We start from the raw sequence: 18,474 nt of genomic DNA on the forward strand, positions 1-18,474 counted from the left end.
TTGTGTTTTGTTTTTTGTAATTATATTTTAACACTAAAAAGGGATGATTTCTTTTTAATTTTTTTGAACAAAAAATCCTTTAATTTCAATGCCTTTCGGCATTACTTGCCGAATCCAAGATAAATAAAAAAATAAAAATGATATGTAATTAACTATAAAGATCAATTAAAAGTTATTATAAACTTAAACTTCTTACGCAACTATTAGTTAATAGAACATATCATTTTTATTTTTTTCTAGTTTATATACTATTTCTTTCTTTTCATTTCTTCTAATACTTTTTTAAAGTTATTTTCTTCTACTTTATACATTTTATTATCTTGTACCATTTTAGGCACTAATAATATTCCTAATCTATTTTTCTCTGGAATAATCCTTAAATCGACTATTTCCCCGGAAATTCTTTTTACTTTCATAGGTATTTCTCTTAATTCTTTTTTTATAACCTTTATAACATCAACTTCTGATAATGCTTTTTCATTATTTACTTCTATTATTCTGTCTCCTCTTCTTATTCCATCTCTATAAAAATAAGAATATGGAGATACCTCTAAGACTGAAACACCACTATCATCTGTATAATATATGTATTTACCCTGCTTTTCTAATTTCTCTTGTATTTTAAGCATAAGTTCATGTCCAATTGGAGCAAAAATTATAACTACAATTTGTCCAACAATTCCATAAACAGCAAGCTGAGAAACTATCGACAATATTAATCCATATATCAATATTCCAACTCCTGAATAAAGAGTTTTCTCTTTTTTCTTCATTGTAAAAGTTATTGAGTTATAACTTAAAACACCGTAAAAAGGAATTGCAGAAATTATTGTACTAGCCAAGATTAAAATAGTTTCTTTATGGTTTAGTATCGGCCACCAGTTTGGGGTTTCTATAGATGTAGTCATTGTACCTGATGGATCTCCTAAAAAAATTATAAATAAAGCAACTGGTAAAGGCCAAAATCTATTATATGCAAATCCACCTAATATTTTATTATCTTTATTTGTAAATACAGAAATTGCTCCTCTGCTGCCATCTGCCATAACTAAAAATCCTTCTATTATGTGCATTATACCAACAAAAGTCATTAAGCTTAATATATCAATATTTAAGTAAACTTCGGTATTTGTTATGTCTGCAAAAAACTTAGATAAAATACTTATCAATCCCAATATAGAACTTGAATAAGAAAAACACATATATTTTTTCTTAAAAAATAAGAGAACTATTGATACCAAGAATATAAATTCTATTCCTGAATTTTCATCGAACATAACACCTAATAAGCCGAGAATTACACTTGCAATAGCTCCTGCTATTATTCCTAATGATAACTGGGAAAGAGTAAGCTCTAGGGGAGAATTTATACTTTCCCCTAGAGTCAACTTTTGCATCATTGATACTTTTTTATTTCTAAAATAAAATATTACGCCTAAAACAACAAGAGTAATCATATGAACAGGCTCAATTATGGCATAAGCTACAGCCCTCAAAATATATAATATTAAATCCATCTAAGCCTCCTATTTCATCTTTTCTTTTAATACTTCTAATGCTTTTAAATATTGTGTATCTATACTTCTATCATATTCCATTTTTAAAACTTCTTCAGGTATAGAAACTTCTATATCTGGAGTTATTCCTATTTTGTGTATATTTTCTCCTTTTGGTGAATAGTATTTTGATGTTGTAACTTTTAATCCTACAGTTCCACCTTCAAATTCTATTAATTGTTGAACTATTCCTTTACCAAAACTCTTTTCTCCAACAGTAGTAGCCACACCATAATCTCTTAAAGCCCCTGTTACCACTTCTGAAGCTGAAGCACTACCTCCATCAATTAATACTACTAGAGGCATACCTATTGCATCTCCACCTATAGATTTTGATTCTACCTTATTATCATATTTATCAATTGTATAAGTGATAATCTTTCCTTTTTCTATAAATTGTGATGCAACTTCAACTGCCTCATTTAAAAATCCTCCAGGATTTCCTCTTAAATCAAGAATCATTCCCTTCATTCCGTCATTTTTTAATTCTACAATTTTATTTTTAAATTCATCTGCCACATCTTCATCAAAAGAGGTTATCTGAATATATCCTATATTATCTTCTACCATTTCGCCCTTTACAGCTTCTACCTTTATTACATCTCTTGTAATTACAATGTCAAATGTCTTATTTTTATTTCTTTCAACTGTTAAAGTTACTTTAGTACCTTGTTCTCCTCTTATCATTGCAACTGTGTTATCTAAAGTAGGATTTACTAATTCCTTACCATCTACTTTTATTATTACATCTCCTGACTGCAGGCCTGCAGCTTCTGCTGGTGAGCCTTCTAAAGGAGCAATTACTGTTACTTTATCGTCTTTAATTCCTAAATGAGCTCCTATACCAACAAATTCTCCTTCACTTTGTTCCATAAACTGCTTATATTCCTCGGCATTCATAAATACTGTATATGGATCATTAAGGGAATCAGTCATTCCTTTTATTGCAGCCTCTAATAGTTTGTCATCATCAATTTCTCCATCATATTTTGCTAATAATGCATTTCTAACTTGAAACAATAACTCATATTTCTGTACATCTTTTATATCGTTTAAATCACTTGCTACATCTTTACTAACATTTCCTATAGTTACTCCATTCATAGCAAGGATATTACCCAAATAAAATAAAGATATATTTGAAAATAAGAAGATAATTACTATTGAGCTAATAATTATTGGCTTTTTCAAACTGCGCTTTTTTACTTGATTATTTTTATCCTCCATAATATATACTTCCTTTCAAAAACATTATAAACATAAATATAATTATAAATTTGTCTTAAATATGTTTTAAGTGGAGAATTATCTCCACTTAATATTATATAATTTATTCTATCTTTTATTTCAGTTTTTTATACATCTAAGAATTTTCTTAAAGCAAAGGCACTTCCTACTGCACCAATAACAGATCCACCTAATATAAATCCTAATCCTAGAGGTCCAAATATAAAGCTTGGTGAAATTAAATTTGCAATAAATACACTAGAAACTATGTAATTATATACTGATCTATATGCAAAAAATAATAAAATTATTGATAATATTGAACCAATTAATCCAATAACTATACCTTCTATAATGAATGGCCATCTTATAAACCAATCTGTAGCACCGACATACTTCATTATTCCAATTTCTCTTCTTCTTGAAAATACAGTTATCTTTGTAGTATTAGTTATTAAGAAAATTGATACACCAATAAATACTACAAAAAGTACCATCCCAATTCCTCTTACAGCATTTACAAAGGAACCGATTTTCTCAATCATATCTCTTTGATTGGTGATATCATCTACTCCAGACATATCCTTAACAGCCTCTTCTATTGAATCTGCATATTCAGGAGCTTCTAATTTAACAATATATGAATTTGGTAAAGGATTTTTCTCTAAATCATATCCTTGTATTAATCCTGGATTATCTTTAAAACTTTCCTTAAAATTTAAGAAAGCTTCTTCCTTACTTTCATATATTACTTCCTCTACTCCTTCTTGTTCCGATAGCTTTATTTCTATTTCTCTCTGATCTACAAGCTTTATATCATCTTTTAAATATACCTTAATTTCTATCTTTGAAGCTACATCTTCTACTGCTCTAGCAAAATTTAATCCCAAAAGGGCAAATGTACCGAATATAAAAAATGTTATAAGTACAGTTATAATAGCAGCTATACTTAAGGTTCTATTTCTTTTTAGACTTTTAAAAGCATCTATAAAAAAATACTTGATTGAATTAATCTTCATTTTCGTACATCCCCCTTCTGCTATCTCTAGTTATATAGCCCTTTTCTATAGCTATAACTCTCTTTTTCATATGGTCAACTATTTCTTTAGCATGAGTTGCCATAACTATAGTAGTTCCGCCTCTATTTATATCTTCTAATAAATCCATTATTCCCTTTGCTGTTTCTGGATCTAAATTTCCTGTTGGTTCATCACAAATTAAAACTGAAGGATTATTTACAATCGCTCTTGCTAATGCAACTCTTTGTTGTTCTCCTCCAGATAGTTCATTAGGAAACATCTTATATTTATGTGATAATCCAACTAATGATAATACCATTGGAACTCTTTTTCTTATTTCTTTTGGGGATGCTTCTACAACTCTCATAGCAAAAGCTACATTTTCATACACATTTAAAGTTGGAATAAGTCTAAAATCTTGAAAAACCATACCAATCTTTCTTCTGTAATAAGGAATCTGCTTTCTAGTAATGCTAGAAAGTTTAGTCCCTGCTACATATACTTCTCCAACAGTTGGATCTACTTCCTTTATTAACATCTTTATAAAAGTTGACTTACCTGAACCAGATGGTCCAACTAAGAAAACAAATTCTCCGGAATCAATAGTTATATTAACGTCAGTTAAAGCCTTAACATTATTATCGTATAACTTTGATACGTTATCAAACTTAATCATTTTAAAACACCTCGCGCCTAGCTTATTAAATAATTTTAAGCCTATAGCGTTATTATAACATAATACAATGTTGTAAAAAAACAATTTTTCTTAATTTATAGACAATAATTGCTTTTTTAATACTTTTTTAATATTCTACAAATCCCTTTCCCAATGCTTCTGTGGAATCACTAACAGTTAAAAAAGCTTCTGGATTATTTTCTTTGATAAACTGTTTTAATGTAACAAACTGCTTAGAATTTAAAACTGAATATATTACTGCTGTGTCAGATTTTGTATATCCACCCTTTCCAGATAATATTGTACATCCTCTATCAATTTCATTATTAATAAAACTAACAATCAAATCTTCTTTCTTAGTTATTATGAACACCTGCTTAACTGGATTTATTCCAGCAATAAACTTATCTATTAAATTACCAATTATTACAGTACTTAATAAACCAAATAAGCCTTTTTCTACTCCAAAAGAATATATTGCTAAAATTGTAACCGTACAATCTGCAATTAACAATCCTTGTCCTATAGGTATGTGAAAAAATTTATTTATAAACTTTGCTATTATTGAAGTTCCCCCTGTTGAAGCATTTTGATTAAACACGATAGCTGTACCAAAAGCTACTACTGCCGAACCAAAGATACTAGCTAAAAGCAAATTGTCAGTAACCACTATAGGTGGAAATATATTCTCGCAAAGCCACATAAATGCAGATGTTAGCATTGCTGAATATATACTTTTTAGGCCGAAAGAACCTCCTATAAAAATAAATGATAATACAAATAGCACCAAATTACATATAAACATAAAAACACTAGGACTTACTGGAAAAATTGCATTAATAGCTAATGCTAATCCTGAAATCCCTCCTGATGCTATTCCATTAGGGAAGTGAAAATACTCTAGTCCAATAACAACAATAGCGACTCCTATCGTTGCTAAAAAATATTCTTTAAATGTTTTCATATTTTTTCATTTTCCTCCTATACTAAAGAAATTTATATTAACCTAGGTCTCCAAAACCTTCTCCCATAACCTCATGAACTTCTCCAACTGTTATAAAAGCTTGAGGATCTACTTTTGCAATATACTGCTTTAATCTTATAAATTCACTTCTTCCTAACACTGAATATATAACTCGAGTTTCCTCACCACTAAATGCTCCTATTCCCTTTAAATATGTGCAGCCCCTATCTAATTCATTTAAAATAAACTTACATATTTTTTCATTTTCAGTGCTTATTATTACTACTTCCTTACACTTCTTAAATCCTTCTATTACCTTATCTATTAAAATCCCATTCATAACTACAGTTAACATTGCATATAAACCTTTATCTAAACCAAAAGTAACAGCACCTAGTAAAGTAATAATAAAATCAACAACCAATAATGATTTACCAACATCAATATTAAAATAATCATTTAATATTTTTGCAACTATATCTGTCCCACCTGTAGATGCATTAACATTAAAAATTATTCCCATTCCAAGAGCCGTAATAGCTGTTCCAAATATAGATGCTAACATAAGATCTCCTGTTACTGCAAAAGGCTTAAAGAATTGTTCAATAAATATCATAACTCCTGATAATAGCAAACTAGCTATTATTGTTTTAAGCCCAAAAGCTTTTCCAAGAAAAATAAAGCCTACAATAAATAAGATTATGTTCATTATAAAAACTAATGATCCTGTAGAAATAATTGGTAAATATTGAGTTATTACTACAGCTAATCCTGTTACTCCACCAGCAGCAATATCATTAGGAATAAAGAAATATTCTAGGGCTAAAGCAACCAATATAACACCAATAAAAATTAACAAGTATTCTTTTAATTTATCTTTCATTAATTTTTGTCCCCCTATTAGATTTTTTATTATTTTCCCACACTTTACAATTTATATCCTTCCATATAGCATATCCAAAAATATATTATATTTCTATTTATATACACTTTCAATAGAAAGAAAAAAGAGCTGTTTCTTGCTATTCAAAACAACTCTTTCTTCATAATTTGCATGGTAAAATAGCTATTAATATATAATTTATTTTTTTAAGGAGATAGCTTTTTTAACTTTTTCTACTATATTAGCTGATGTTAATCCATACTTTTCTAATAATTTATCTGGTGTTCCACTTTCTCCAAAAGTATCATTAACTCCAACTTTAAGTACAGGTACTGGATATTCTTCGCATAAAACTTCTGAAACAGCAGAACCTAAACCACCTATAACATTATGTTCCTCTGCAGTTACTATTGCTCCTGTTTCTTTAGCTGCTTTAATTAAAATATCCTTATCAATAGGCTTTAATGTGTGTATATTTATAACTCTTGCATTAATACCTTCTTTTTTAAGCTCTTCTTTTGCTTCAAGAGCAGCATCAACCATTATTCCTGTTGCAACTATTGTAACATCATTTCCTTCTGATAAAGTTACACCTTTTCCTATTTTAAATTCATAAGTATTTTCATCATTTATTATATTAACTGCAGCTCTTCCTAATCTAACATAGCAAGGGCCTTCATATTCAGCAATTGCTCTTATAGCTGCTGCTGCTTCAACTCCATCAGAAGGGCATATTACAGTCATATTTGGTATACTTCTCATTAATGCTAAGTCTTCAATAGCTTGATGAGAAGCTCCATCTTCTCCTACAGTTAATCCAGCATGAGTTGCACATATTTTTACATTTAATTTTGGATAACATATTGAATTTCTAATTTGTTCAAAAGCTCTTCCTGCTGCAAACATTGCAAAAGTACTTACAAAAGGAATCTTTCCACAAGTTGATAAACCAGCTGCAACAGCCATCATATTAGCTTCTGCTATTCCCATATTAAAAAATCTTTCTTCGCACACAGCTTTAAAATCTGCAGTTTTTGTAGATTTTGAAAGATCCGCATCTAAAACCACTATATTTTCATTAACACTTGCTAATGATGCTAATGCTCTACCATAAGCTTCTCTTGTTGCAATCTTTTTACTCATTATCTATTACCTCCGATTTCAGCTAACGCTTGCTCGCATTGTTCTTTGTTTGGCGCATTTCCATGCCATGCAGCTTCATTTTCCATAAAGGAAACCCCTTTTCCTTTTACAGTTTTACAAACTATCATTGTTGGTTTTCCCTTATAATTTTTAGCCTTTTCTATTGCATCAATTATTTCTTCATAATTATGACCATCTATAGTTAAAACATTCCAACCAAAAGCTTCAAACTTTTTATCTATTGGTGAAGGATTCATAACTTTTGTTATATCTCCATCTATTTGTAATCCATTGAAATCTACGAAAGCAGTTAAATTATCTAATTTATAATGAGCTGCTGACATAGCTGCTTCCCAAACTTCTCCCTCTTCTAACTCTCCATCTCCTAAAATTGAATATACTCTATAATCTTTTTTATCAATTTTACCAGCTAAAGCCATTCCTACAGCTGCTGATATTCCTTGTCCTAATGATCCCGTAGACATATCTATTCCAGGTAATGACTTCATACTAGGATGTCCTTGTAACCTTGAATCAATTTTTCTTAATGTATTTAATTCTTTCGGATCAAAATATCCCTTTCTTGCTAAAACACTATATAAGGCTGGTGCCGCATGCCCCTTTGATAAAACAAATCTATCTCTATTCGGATCCTTTGGATTTTTTGGGTCAACATTCATTTCTTTAAAATACAACACAACAAGTATATCAGTTATAGATAAAGAACCACCAGGATGCCCTGAACGAGATTCTGTTAACATTGAAATAATATCTCCACGCACAGTTTTTGATATTTCTTTTAATTCCTCAATATTATTTGACATTTTTCATCCTCCTAAGATTTAAATTTACCTGTGAATAGGTTGCCCTATTTTGCTAAAACTATTTTATCATAGCCCTTTTCTTTTGTATATACTTAATATATATTCTTTTTCAATAAAACATATATTAATTCATCTTAAATGTTACTCTTTTAAACAAATTGTATATCATATTATCTTTTGTTCTTATAAACAAAAGAAACCCAAAAGGGTTTCTAAATTATTAAACATACACTTTATAAACTTTTAAGCTACTAAACTTCTTTTTCTAAGTTTAAACTAATTAGTAGGGCTTTATTAACTTTTTTCATATCACTATCTGTCATATGTCCTATTTTTTCTTTTAATCTTCTTTTATCTAAAGTTCTTATTTGTTCCAATAAGACAACTGAATCTTTGTTTAATCCATATTCTTCTGAAGAAATTTCTACATGTGTAGGCAATTTGGCTTTATTTATTTGTGATGTTATAGCTGAAACTATAACTGTTGGACTATATTTATTTCCGATATCATTTTGAATTATTATAACAGGTCTTATGCCACCCTGTTCTGATCCGACTACAGGGCTTAAATCAGCATAGAAAATATCCCCTCTTTTTACTACCATAGTGGTCATTAGAATATCACACTCCGCAAAGCCAGTTCTCATATTCCCTAATATCTGCAAGTTCACATTCAAAAGGAAGTTGTGAAAACTCCAAATTAATTTTAGTCATCTCTTTATAGCCTTCTTTCATCATCTCTAAAAAATCTATATCAATTTTATCATTCTCATACTTTATTATATTATTTTTTTCAAATTTATTTACACTTTTTATTTTAATATCCCTTTTTTTGAAATAAATTCTTTTATTAGACATAATTTGCCTCCATATAGAAATTCTATGTATACGTAAATTATATTGCAAATTATGTCGTATTGTCAAAATTAAAATGTTATTTTCTAAGTATTTCTAAGAATTTTTAATTTTAATATATAAATATTCTTAAAAAGTATATTTAACTTATGTATTTTACACATCTACTTCCTTATACTTACAAATATTTAAATATAAAACTGGTTAATTTTTAATAAAATAATTCCTTATCCATTTTTTTTAATTTTTGAAAATCTTTATATATTATTCTTACTTTGTCATTACCTTTTTTGTCATAGATAATCACTCCAATTGGAACTTCATTATTCTTATCTATAAAGATTCTAGCTTTATCCAAATGTTCATTTTTAAAAGGGATTTCACAAATTAACTCTATATATTCTGTATCTCCCCACTCTTCCTGTCCTTCTTTTATTTCTCCCTCTGCCATAGGTAAATTTAACATTTCATTCATGAAGGCCAAAGAATGAAAATTATCCATATTTTTATTAATTTCATATTCTTTCTTTGATATATTATCCCTTACTAAAATTTTATCGTCCTTATAAATCTTTATTCTGTCTTCTCCAAAATCAATTCTTCCGCCTATTTCGCTACAATAATATTGATTTGTTTCCTCTCTTTCTTCTCCTCTTGAATTTTTAATTATATATTCTACTTTTGCACTATAATTTTTAATATTTTTTAATGATTCTATTATTTCTTCATTACTTGGTTCTGCTGTTAATCTAAATATTATTATTAATATGATAAAAATAACTGGTATCGAAACCAAAAGTCCAATTAATATCTTTCTTTTCATAAAATCCTCCTAAAGCTATCATTTATTATAACAATATTAGCTTTATAAGGATTTTATTCTTATTTTGAAATTTATCTAAGCATATTTTCCATAACTTCTGAAATATTATCTATTATATCTGAAGCTATAACATTATATTTATTTTTACCAGCTTCCTCTCCTGCTAAACCATGTATATAAGCTCCAAGTAAGGCCGCATTCATAAGGGAATGTTTTTGCCCAAGCAAAGATGCTATTATTCCTGTTAAACAGTCTCCCATACCCCCTGAAGCCATTTTACTATTTCCCGTATTATTTATGTAAACAAGATTTCCATCTGTAATAACAGTTTTATACCCCTTTAATAAAACTACTATATTATTTTCTTTTGCATATTTTTTAGCAACTTCTATTCTATTTTCTTCAACATAGCTAATAGTTTTATCAAGAAGTTTTGCAATTTCTCCAGGGTGAGGTGTAAAAATCCCCCTATTTTTTATTATGTTCATTAATTCCTTATCCTTTGAAAAAATATCTAAAGCTCCTGCATCAATAACATAATATTTATTATTAAAACTATCTATTTTCTTAATAATATTACAATAACTAGCTTCCGTTAATCCCGGTCCTACAGCTATTACATTAGAATTTTCTAAAGTTTTCTTAACTTTATCTTCCTGACCTATATTTAATGTCATAGCCTCTGCTAGCTTACAACTTAATATATCTTGTACATATTTAGAAGATATTAAAGTTGTTAATCCCGCTCCAGATCTAACACAAGCCTCGGCAGCTATATAAGCCGCTCCAGTATACCCTTCACTTCCAGCTATTATTGAAACTTTTCCAAAGTCCCCCTTATGGCTATATATTTTTCTTTTATTTAATATATTTTTATAATCTATGCTATCAAGCATGAAGACGTCTTCAGAATTCACTTCCTTAGCTTCCTTAGGTATCCCTATATTTAGCAGCTCTAGATTACCGATATAATCATTAGCACTATAACTAATATATCCCTTTTTTATCACTTCAAAAGTATATGTAATTTTTGCCTTAATAGCTGTTCCCATAACTTCTCCTGTATCAACATTTATTCCTGAAGGAACATCAACACTTATTATGTTTTCAAAATTTGAATTTATAAATTCTACAATTTTGGAATAAAAATAATTTAACTCTCTATTTAAGCCAACCCCAAAAATACAATCTATAGCTGCATCATATTTTAAGGGATTTATTTTAACAAATTCTTCTACTGCTTTTATCTTAATAATTTCTGCTTTTATTTTTTCTAATATCTTATAGTTTACTAAAAAGCCTCTTGTATATTTTTCTTTTTCCGCTATTATAGCTACTGTTACATTTTTATTTAATAATATTAACTTTCTTGCTATTGCTAATCCATCACCTCCGTTATTACCATTTCCACAAAAAATTATAAAATTATCATATTTATCTTTTATTTTATTCACAATTTCACTTGCTGCATTTTCCATTAAAACAATACTTGGAATTTCTAAATTTTCTATTGCATATCTATCTAAGCTTTTGCAAGCTTCTCCAGACATTACATATTGCATTATATCGCCTCCAAAATTACAAAGGATACAGCATCTTTTTTATTATGCGATATAGATATGCTAATCCTATGTTCAATTCCTATTATCTTTTTTATATTATCCTTAATTATCACAACTGGTTTTCCAAGATCATCTCTTAATATCTCTATATCTTTTAAAGAAAAACCCCTTATTCCAGTTCCTAAAGCTTTACTAACTGCCTCCTTTCCTGCAAAATTCCCTGCAATTACTTCATACCTCATATTTTTAGATTTAAACATCTTAATTTCACTTTCTGTAAAAACCTTATTTAAGAAATTAGAATTTTTTTCTATAGCTTTTTGTATTCTATCTATTTCAATTATGTCTGTTCCTATTCCTAATATCATATAATCACCTCTTAATTATATTTTACTATAATTAAAGGCTCTATTATAAAAAGTTCTAATTAAAATCTGATACATATTTATCAACATAGGAACCTAATATGTCAACCATATGAATAGGTGAAACTAAATTATCATTTAATAAATATAGTAATTTTTCAACCTTCTCTTTAACATTTGAAATTCTCCTAATTTCTTCTCTTTCAATTTTTACAAGTCTATCTTCTATGAAATCTTGCCTTTCTGCTTCTATTCCATATGCATGTCCATTCATAAAATCTTCTTTTATAAGCCTATAATAGTACCTCATTTCTTTATTTTCTTCTCTGATACTGTTTCCACCTACACTATTTTCAATATACATTAGTACTCCCCCCTCAAATTTAAATATCTTTCTTCAACATATTTTAAAGATAACACACATTTTCTTAAAACAATGTCAAACTATGTTTGTTAATAATTAAAATATTTCTTTATTTTTTTACATTTTTTTCTTAGCATATATTTTTTTATTAATTCAATTTAATTTAATAAAAATATTTACTAACTTCTTTCTCTTTTATTTAAAAAAAAGCAAGAATCTTCATTAAATTTGATACTATTTTTCATAATAATATTCATTAAAATAGTTAAAATAGACTTATACAAATTAAATTTATGTGTTTAAAATATTCCTAAAAATAAAAATAAAATATCTATTGATATTGTTAATTAATTATCATATAATATTAATTATTAGATAACTATTATTAAATAACATTAATTTTAAGTAAGGGTGGTTTTATGAAACATTTAGAATTAAAGAAAGATATTTATTGGATAGGTGCTCTCGATCCTAATCTGAGAGTATTCGATATAATTATGTACACTCCATATGGAACTAGTTATAACTCTTATGTAGTTAAGGGAAGCGAAAAAATAGCTTTATTTGAAACTGTTAAAGTTCAATTTTTTGATCAATATTTAGAAAGATTAAAAAGCCTAAATATTGATATAACCAAAATAGACTATATAATCGTTGATCATACTGAACCTGATCATGCAGGATCAGTTGCAAAATTGCTAGAACTTTCTCCAAATGCTAAGATTGTTGGTTCGGCAACTGCATTAAGCTTTCTAAAAGATATTGCAAATAGGGATTTTGAAGCTATTACTGTAAAACATGGTTCTGAAATAAGCTTAGGAAATAAAACACTTAGATTTATATCTGCACCATTCTTACATTGGCCAGATTCTATCTACACTTATCTTGTAGAAGATGAAGTTTTAATAACTTGTGACTCCTTTGGTTCTCACTATTCTTCAGAAAATATAATAAACAGTAAGGTTGAAAATAGAGAACACTACATGGAAGCATTAAAATATTATTATGATATGATTTTTGGACCTTTTAAGCCTTATGTACTAAAAGCTATAGATAAGATAAAAGACCTAAAAATCGATATGATTTTACCTGGCCATGGTCCAGTATTAGTTGAAAATCCAATGGAAGTTGTGGAACTTTATAAGGAATGGAGTACTCCAAAGGAAGATAAGAATAAAAATAAGATTGTAAGTATTTCTTATGTTTCAGCATATGGTTATACAGAAACTCTAGCTAAAGAAATTGCAAGAGGAATAGAATCAGTTGAAAATACAGAAGTAAGATTATTCAATATTATAGAAAATGATATTGATAATATAGTAGCAAGTATCGAAGAATCAGAAGGAATCTTATTTGGTTCACCAACAATAGTATCTGAATTACTTCCACCTGTACGTGATGTATTAACTAAATTAAACCCAGTTATTCATGGAGGAAAATTAGCAGCAGCCTTTGGTTCATATGGCTGGAGTGGTGAAGCTATACCAAGAATAGAAACAAGACTAAATGAATTAAATATGAAACTCTTTGGACCAAGTTTAAAAATTAAATTTAAACCTTCTGATGAAGAATTAAAAGAAGCCTTTGAATTTGGGGTAAAATTTGCAGAAACATTAATAGGAAAAAGAGAATTTATTCCCTTTGATAAAGAAGAAGAAGATACCAAAAAAAAGAGTGTTGATGATACTCCCAGCAGCGGTAAATTAAAGCTTTGGAAATGCATTGTCTGCGGAGAAATATTTGAAGCAGAAACAGTTCCAAACATATGTCCAGTTTGTGGGGCTGGTAGTGATCAATTTATCGAAATTCCAAGAGAAGAAAATAAATTTACTAGTGATACAAAAGAAAGCATTATAATAATTGGTAATGGTGCAGCTGGTTTCTATGCAGCAAAAGCTATAAGAGAAAGAAATATTAATGCTGTTATTAAATTAATTTCTAATGAACCTGAACATAGTTATGTTAGAACTCAACTTTCAGATTTAATAACTGAAGAACCTGATAGTACTTTCTATCTTGAAAAAGAAAATTGGTATAAAGAAAATAATATTATCGAAATCTTAGGTGTTAATGTAAATTCTATAGATAAAGATAAGAAAACAATTAAACTTGATAATAATGAGGAAATTAAATATGATAAACTAATTTTAGCAAATGGAAGTTATAATTTTGTTCCTCCAACAAAGGTTAAATACGAAGATTCAGAAATAGAAATTAACTCAGAAAATTATAAGACTCTTAAAGGAGTTCATACAATCAAAAAACTTGCTGATGTTAAGGTAATAAAAAATGAACTTCCTAATGTAAAAGATGCTATTGTTATAGGTGGCGGCTTACTTGGTTTAGAAGCAGCATGGGAATTACAAAAGAAAAATATAAAAGTTACTGTTATTGAATTAGCTGATAGACTACTACCTCGTCAATTAGATACAGAAGGTTCAAACTTATTTAAAAATATAATAACTAATTCTCCAGTAGAAATTCTTCTAGGAGAAGCTGTAGATTTTATAAATGCAGATAAGAATGGAGTTAAATCTATACAACTAAAAAGTGGTAAATTAATCAAAGCTGATATGATCATTTATTCAGTTGGAGTTAGATCAAACATAGCTTTAGCTAAGACTGCTGGAATCGAATGTAATAGAGGAATTATTGTAGATGAAAGTATGAGAACAAATTTACCTGATATATATGCTTGTGGTGATGTTGCTGAACTTAATGGTATATATTATGGAAATTGGCCAGCTGCAATTGAAATGGGTAAAGTTGCTGGAGCAAATTCTGTTGGTGATGATTTAAAATTTGAAAAATTTGTTTCTTCTACTATATTTGCAGCCATGGAAACAAATATCTTTTCTGCAGGATCAATTAACTTTGATGATCCATCCTTAGAAAAAATAGCTTCAATTAATCCTGAAGGTAATAAATACATTAAATTATTCTTTAATAACAATAAATTGGTTGGTGGAATACTAATTGGTGATTTATCTCCTTCTGTTAAAATAATTGAAGGTATTCAAAATGGATATGACAAAACTACCATGTTATCAAAAAATATATTCTCATATTAATTAAATTAAAAGGTCAACTTACAAAATGTAAGTTGACCTTTTAGTCTAATTTGCTAAATTATCAATATTTTCTGTTAATTTTGTATCCTTTTCAGTTCTTCTATTATTAACAAATTTAAAATCTTCCCCTATAACTTCTGCAATATATTTTTTTCTGCCTTCCTTGTCTTCATAACTTCCTGTTCTAAGTCTTCCACTTAAACTAATATAGCTACCTCTTTTCATATATTCACAAATAACTTCTGCTTTTCTTCCCCAAAAAGTTACTGGTATTAAGTCAGATTTCCTAGTTCCATCTGATGACTTAAAATTTCTTTCTACTGCAATTATAAATTTTGTGAAAATTTTATCGCTACCCTCAACACTTCTTAGTTCAGGGTCCTTAATTAATTTTCCTAATAATACTATTTTATTCATTTAATACACCTCCTGACTTTCTTCTTTGATTATATCCAGTTAATGTATTTATATACCTAAAATTAATATTTTTTTCTTCTTTCTGATAATATAGAATTTATTTCTGCTCCTATAAGCAAAATAAAGGAAGTTATATATAGCCAAATCATTAAAGCAAATACTGCTCCCAGACTTCCATAAAGCCTTGAATAATTAGCAAAATTATCTACATAAAAAGAAAATATTAAAGATATTCCTATCCATCCTAAACTGCTAAAAATTGATCCTGGAATAACTTCTTTCCAAGGAATCTTTTTAGCTGGAGTATATCTATATAATAATGCAAAAACAAATACCATAATAACTATTACTGCTATATATCTAATTAAATACCATAATAAATTGACTACAGACTCAAAGGGTAAAATAAGCATTAAATATTCTTCAATTACATTACCAAAAACCAAAGCTGCAAGAGCTAGTATAATTACCATTGAAAGAGCTAATGTAAAAAACATTGATATCATTAGCATTTTCATAAAACTTCTTCTTTCTCGTATATTGTAGGCCTTATTTAACCCTTTAACTACCCCTCTAAAACCAGAAGATGCAGACCAAATTGTTAAAACTATAGAAACTCCTAATAGTCCAACATTCTGGGTTCCTACTATCTCTTCTACTGTTGTAGATATTAAGTTCAAAACATTATCTGGCAGCAACGTCCCTAAAGCACTTATTATATTTAAAGAATCTAAAGGACTAAAAGCAATAAGATTCATTATAAATATTAAGAATGGAAAGAAGGATAGTATTAGATTATAAGCTAATTGCGCTGCTAAAGCAAATACATCATCATTGTTAACTTTCACTATAAAATACACAAGTTTCTCAAGTTTGGTATTTTCTCTATTTCCACTCATCGATATATTTAAGAAAAATATCTCTTATAGATATTTCTTACTAAATTCTCCTTTCTATTACTATTGTACCATCTTTATTATATACTATTATAGCTTCTATAGTATTATATCTATTTTTATATTATACCTATTTTTATCTATTTAATTTATATAGCTTAAAACGATTTCTAACTCTATTTTATTATGATATAATTTATATGAATACTATCAGAAAGGATATGTTTTTATGATATATACATTAGAAAATGAGAATATAAAAATTACTGCCAATACTTATGGCGGCGAACTAAATAATTTAATTACAAAGAAAGATGCTGTTGAGTTCCTTTGGAATGGAGATGAAAACTACTGGAAATATCATTCACCTATTCTTTTTCCTATAGTAGGGAAAGTAAAAAATGGTAAGTATAGAGTAGATGGTAAAGAATATGAACTTCCTCAACACGGCCTTGCTAGGCTAAGAGAATTTAATATGATAGAAAAAACTGATTCTAAAATTATTTTTGAACTTCTATGGGATGAAGATACTTTAAAAATATACCCTTATAAATTTTCTTTAAAGCTTTCCTATGAACTTTTAGAAAATGGAGTAAGGGTTGGATATGAAGTAAAAAACTTAGATAATAAAGATATGTATTTTACAATAGGAGGACATCCTGCTTTTATGTGTCCTTTATTTAAAAATGAAAAATTTGAGGATTACTATTTTGAATTTAATGAAAATGAAAATGCTGATCTTATGCTTACTGATATAAATACTGGCTATTTCATAAGAGATAGAAAGAAATTTTTAAGCAATAAAAATAAGATAAAACTAGATTTAAAATTATTTGAATATGATGCCCTAATCTTTGATTCCTTAAAGTCTAATACTATTACTTTAAAATCAGATAAAAATAATAAATCAATAACTATGGATTTTACTAAATTTCCATACTTAGCCTTATGGACAAAAGCAACTGGTGCTCCATTTATATGCATAGAACCATGGTACGGACATTCAGATTATATTGATTTTAATGGTGAGCTTAAAGATAAGGAAGGAATATTAAAACTAAAAGCTTCTGAAGTATTTAATAGCAGCTACAACTTATATGTAAAATAAATATAGGAACTCCAAAAAAGCGTTACTAAAACATTATGTTTAAGTAACGCTTTTACTTTACAAAATTTGAATTATACTAAAAATTACTCTTCTAAGGCAACAGCTCTTACTGGTGAGCCATCACCATCCTTTATTTTTAATGGTATTGCAACTAAAGTAAATACATCTGATTTTATTAAATCTAAATTATTTAAATTTTCTATTATTAATCTTCCCCTTGATAAAACAATATTGTGTATTTCAAATTCAATACTGTCAAATTTATCTAAAGATATTGCATCTATACCAATTCCTCTAATACTAAATTCACAAAGCCATTTTGCTGCATTTTCAGTTAAACTAGGATAATTATAAAAATATTCCTCTCTATTCCAATACTTATACCAACCAGTTTTTAATATTACAAAGTCACAATTACTTAATGTATTTTCATAAGGTCTTAAATCATTTATTCTTATTTTATCTAAATGGGAAACATCTATCACTAAAGCTAATCCTATAAAACTTTCAGCACTATATTCGTCTATATTTTTCCCTTTTTCTATAAAATGGCTTGGCGCATCTATATGAGTTCCTATATGAGTACAGATATTTAACTTCTTTTCATTATATCCATCCTTTTCAATAGTTGCCAGGTTATATATTTCTGGCCTTTCATCCTTTGTGTATGTTATCATATTATTACTTATTTTATGACTTAAATCAATTACTCTCATTTTTC

Annotated in this window: 19 protein-coding genes; 2 read left to right on the forward strand and 17 right to left on the reverse strand. The window is 28.0% G+C overall.

From position 1 onward, the window contains the following. Nucleotides 1-248: 248 nt before the first annotated feature. From KQI16_RS04465 to KQI16_RS04530, 14 genes are all read right to left on the reverse strand, one after another. Nucleotides 249-1,517: a PDZ domain-containing protein gene (locus KQI16_RS04465; RefSeq protein WP_216432509.1), complete on the reverse strand. Its 1,269-nt coding sequence runs from the start codon at nt 1,515-1,517 to the stop codon at nt 249-251. A 9-nt stretch (nt 1,518-1,526) separates the two neighbouring features. Continuing rightward, nucleotides 1,527-2,783, reverse strand: a complete 1,257-nt coding sequence (locus KQI16_RS04470; protein WP_216432510.1) for a S41 family peptidase — start codon at nt 2,781-2,783, stop codon at nt 1,527-1,529. Between the two features lie 128 nt (nt 2,784-2,911). Beyond that, a complete protein-coding gene (gene ftsX, locus KQI16_RS04475; RefSeq protein WP_216432511.1) occupies nt 2,912-3,802 on the reverse strand; it encodes a permease-like cell division protein FtsX in 891 nt (296 codons plus the stop codon). Beyond that, nucleotides 3,792-4,478 carry a cell division ATP-binding protein FtsE gene (gene ftsE / locus KQI16_RS04480; RefSeq protein ID WP_216432512.1) on the reverse strand — a complete coding sequence of 229 codons (687 nt, stop codon included), beginning with the start codon at nt 4,476-4,478 and terminating at the stop codon, nt 3,792-3,794. Before ftsE ends, ftsX begins: the two co-directional genes overlap by 11 nt. A 127-nt stretch (nt 4,479-4,605) precedes the next feature. Next, nucleotides 4,606-5,442 carry a YitT family protein gene (locus KQI16_RS04485; protein WP_216432513.1) on the reverse strand — a complete coding sequence of 279 codons (837 nt, stop codon included), beginning with the start codon at nt 5,440-5,442 and terminating at the stop codon, nt 4,606-4,608. 37 nt (nt 5,443-5,479) lie between these two features. Further along, complete coding sequence (locus KQI16_RS04490) at nt 5,480-6,325, reverse strand: YitT family protein (protein WP_216432514.1); 846 nt, start codon at nt 6,323-6,325, stop codon at nt 5,480-5,482. 198 nt (nt 6,326-6,523) lie between these two features. Continuing rightward, nucleotides 6,524-7,468, reverse strand: a complete 945-nt coding sequence (locus KQI16_RS04495; RefSeq protein ID WP_216432515.1) for a transketolase family protein — start codon at nt 7,466-7,468, stop codon at nt 6,524-6,526. Continuing rightward, complete coding sequence (locus KQI16_RS04500; protein ID WP_216432516.1) at nt 7,468-8,292, reverse strand: transketolase; 825 nt, start codon at nt 8,290-8,292, stop codon at nt 7,468-7,470. The genes KQI16_RS04495 and KQI16_RS04500 overlap by 1 nt, the downstream gene beginning before the upstream one ends. Before the next feature lie 251 nt (nt 8,293-8,543). Beyond that, complete coding sequence (locus tag KQI16_RS04505) at nt 8,544-8,906, reverse strand: type II toxin-antitoxin system PemK/MazF family toxin (RefSeq protein ID WP_286172875.1); 363 nt, start codon at nt 8,904-8,906, stop codon at nt 8,544-8,546. A 7-nt stretch (nt 8,907-8,913) separates the two neighbouring features. Further along, nucleotides 8,914-9,150, reverse strand: a complete 237-nt coding sequence (locus tag KQI16_RS04510; RefSeq protein ID WP_216432517.1) for a hypothetical protein — start codon at nt 9,148-9,150, stop codon at nt 8,914-8,916. Between the two features lie 208 nt (nt 9,151-9,358). After that, nucleotides 9,359-9,970: a germination lipoprotein GerS-related protein gene (locus tag KQI16_RS04515; protein WP_216432518.1), complete on the reverse strand. Its 612-nt coding sequence runs from the start codon at nt 9,968-9,970 to the stop codon at nt 9,359-9,361. A gap of 71 nt (nt 9,971-10,041) precedes the next feature. Further along, nucleotides 10,042-11,532, reverse strand: coding sequence for an NAD(P)H-hydrate dehydratase (locus KQI16_RS04520; RefSeq protein ID WP_216432519.1), 1,491 nt, complete (start codon nt 11,530-11,532; stop codon nt 10,042-10,044). Then, nucleotides 11,532-11,900: a holo-ACP synthase gene (gene acpS / locus KQI16_RS04525; RefSeq protein WP_216432520.1), complete on the reverse strand. Its 369-nt coding sequence runs from the start codon at nt 11,898-11,900 to the stop codon at nt 11,532-11,534. Before acpS ends, KQI16_RS04520 begins: the two co-directional genes overlap by 1 nt. Before the next feature lie 55 nt (nt 11,901-11,955). After that, nucleotides 11,956-12,261, reverse strand: coding sequence for a DUF6514 family protein (locus KQI16_RS04530; RefSeq protein WP_216432521.1), 306 nt, complete (start codon nt 12,259-12,261; stop codon nt 11,956-11,958). A gap of 419 nt (nt 12,262-12,680) precedes the next feature. Between KQI16_RS04530 and KQI16_RS04535 the strand changes: the two genes are divergently transcribed. Beyond that, nucleotides 12,681-15,332, forward strand: coding sequence for an FAD-dependent oxidoreductase (locus tag KQI16_RS04535; protein ID WP_216432522.1), 2,652 nt, complete (start codon nt 12,681-12,683; stop codon nt 15,330-15,332). 45 nt (nt 15,333-15,377) lie between these two features. Here KQI16_RS04535 and KQI16_RS04540 read toward each other — a convergent pair whose 3' ends face one another. Together KQI16_RS04540 and KQI16_RS04545 are read right to left on the reverse strand one after the other, a co-directional pair. Next, the gene (locus KQI16_RS04540) at nt 15,378-15,749 is read right to left on the reverse strand and encodes a single-stranded DNA-binding protein (protein WP_216432523.1); all 372 of its coding nucleotides are present in this window, start codon (nt 15,747-15,749) and stop codon (nt 15,378-15,380) included. Nucleotides 15,750-15,811: 62 nt separating this feature from the next. Beyond that, nucleotides 15,812-16,648 carry a YihY/virulence factor BrkB family protein gene (locus KQI16_RS04545; RefSeq protein WP_216432524.1) on the reverse strand — a complete coding sequence of 279 codons (837 nt, stop codon included), beginning with the start codon at nt 16,646-16,648 and terminating at the stop codon, nt 15,812-15,814. Between the two features lie 226 nt (nt 16,649-16,874). Here KQI16_RS04545 and KQI16_RS04550 point away from each other — a divergent pair, with 226 nt between their 5' ends. After that, nucleotides 16,875-17,753, forward strand: a complete 879-nt coding sequence (locus tag KQI16_RS04550) for an aldose 1-epimerase family protein (RefSeq protein ID WP_216432525.1) — start codon at nt 16,875-16,877, stop codon at nt 17,751-17,753. An 83-nt stretch (nt 17,754-17,836) separates the two neighbouring features. On the opposite strand, the gene KQI16_RS04555 is transcribed toward KQI16_RS04550, so the two are convergent. After that, complete coding sequence (locus KQI16_RS04555) at nt 17,837-18,469, reverse strand: cyclase family protein (protein ID WP_216432526.1); 633 nt, start codon at nt 18,467-18,469, stop codon at nt 17,837-17,839. Nucleotides 18,470-18,474: the final 5 nt, after the last annotated feature.

The organism is Caproiciproducens sp. MSJ-32, assembly GCF_018918055.1.
In the GTDB taxonomy this organism is placed as follows: domain Bacteria; phylum Bacillota; class Clostridia; order Clostridiales; family Clostridiaceae; genus Clostridium.

What these genes read in the sequence shown, in the direction of transcription:
- ftsX (WP_216432511.1), bottom strand. Translation starts at nt 3,802, where the DNA reads ATGAAGATTAATTCAATCAAGTATTTTTTTATAGATGCTTTTAAAAGT.
- KQI16_RS04555 (WP_216432526.1), bottom strand. Translation starts at nt 18,469, where the DNA reads ATGAGAGTAATTGATTTAAGTCATAAAATAAGTAATAATATGATAACA.
- KQI16_RS04515 (WP_216432518.1), bottom strand. Translation starts at nt 9,970, where the DNA reads ATGAAAAGAAAGATATTAATTGGACTTTTGGTTTCGATACCAGTTATT.
- ftsE (WP_216432512.1), bottom strand. Translation starts at nt 4,478, where the DNA reads ATGATTAAGTTTGATAACGTATCAAAGTTATACGATAATAATGTTAAG.
- KQI16_RS04505 (WP_286172875.1), bottom strand. Translation starts at nt 8,906, where the DNA reads ATGACCACTATGGTAGTAAAAAGAGGGGATATTTTCTATGCTGATTTA.
- KQI16_RS04500 (WP_216432516.1), bottom strand. Translation starts at nt 8,292, where the DNA reads ATGTCAAATAATATTGAGGAATTAAAAGAAATATCAAAAACTGTGCGT.
- KQI16_RS04465 (WP_216432509.1), bottom strand. Translation starts at nt 1,517, where the DNA reads ATGGATTTAATATTATATATTTTGAGGGCTGTAGCTTATGCCATAATT.
- KQI16_RS04540 (WP_216432523.1), bottom strand. Translation starts at nt 15,749, where the DNA reads ATGAATAAAATAGTATTATTAGGAAAATTAATTAAGGACCCTGAACTA.
- KQI16_RS04545 (WP_216432524.1), bottom strand. Translation starts at nt 16,648, where the DNA reads ATGAGTGGAAATAGAGAAAATACCAAACTTGAGAAACTTGTGTATTTT.
- KQI16_RS04495 (WP_216432515.1), bottom strand. Translation starts at nt 7,468, where the DNA reads ATGAGTAAAAAGATTGCAACAAGAGAAGCTTATGGTAGAGCATTAGCA.
- KQI16_RS04520 (WP_216432519.1), bottom strand. Translation starts at nt 11,532, where the DNA reads ATGCAATATGTAATGTCTGGAGAAGCTTGCAAAAGCTTAGATAGATAT.
- KQI16_RS04490 (WP_216432514.1), bottom strand. Translation starts at nt 6,325, where the DNA reads ATGAAAGATAAATTAAAAGAATACTTGTTAATTTTTATTGGTGTTATA.
- KQI16_RS04535 (WP_216432522.1), top strand. Translation starts at nt 12,681, where the DNA reads ATGAAACATTTAGAATTAAAGAAAGATATTTATTGGATAGGTGCTCTC.
- KQI16_RS04470 (WP_216432510.1), bottom strand. Translation starts at nt 2,783, where the DNA reads ATGGAGGATAAAAATAATCAAGTAAAAAAGCGCAGTTTGAAAAAGCCA.
- KQI16_RS04510 (WP_216432517.1), bottom strand. Translation starts at nt 9,150, where the DNA reads ATGTCTAATAAAAGAATTTATTTCAAAAAAAGGGATATTAAAATAAAA.
- acpS (WP_216432520.1), bottom strand. Translation starts at nt 11,900, where the DNA reads ATGATATTAGGAATAGGAACAGACATAATTGAAATAGATAGAATACAA.
- KQI16_RS04530 (WP_216432521.1), bottom strand. Translation starts at nt 12,261, where the DNA reads ATGTATATTGAAAATAGTGTAGGTGGAAACAGTATCAGAGAAGAAAAT.
- KQI16_RS04550 (WP_216432525.1), top strand. Translation starts at nt 16,875, where the DNA reads ATGATATATACATTAGAAAATGAGAATATAAAAATTACTGCCAATACT.
- KQI16_RS04485 (WP_216432513.1), bottom strand. Translation starts at nt 5,442, where the DNA reads ATGAAAACATTTAAAGAATATTTTTTAGCAACGATAGGAGTCGCTATT.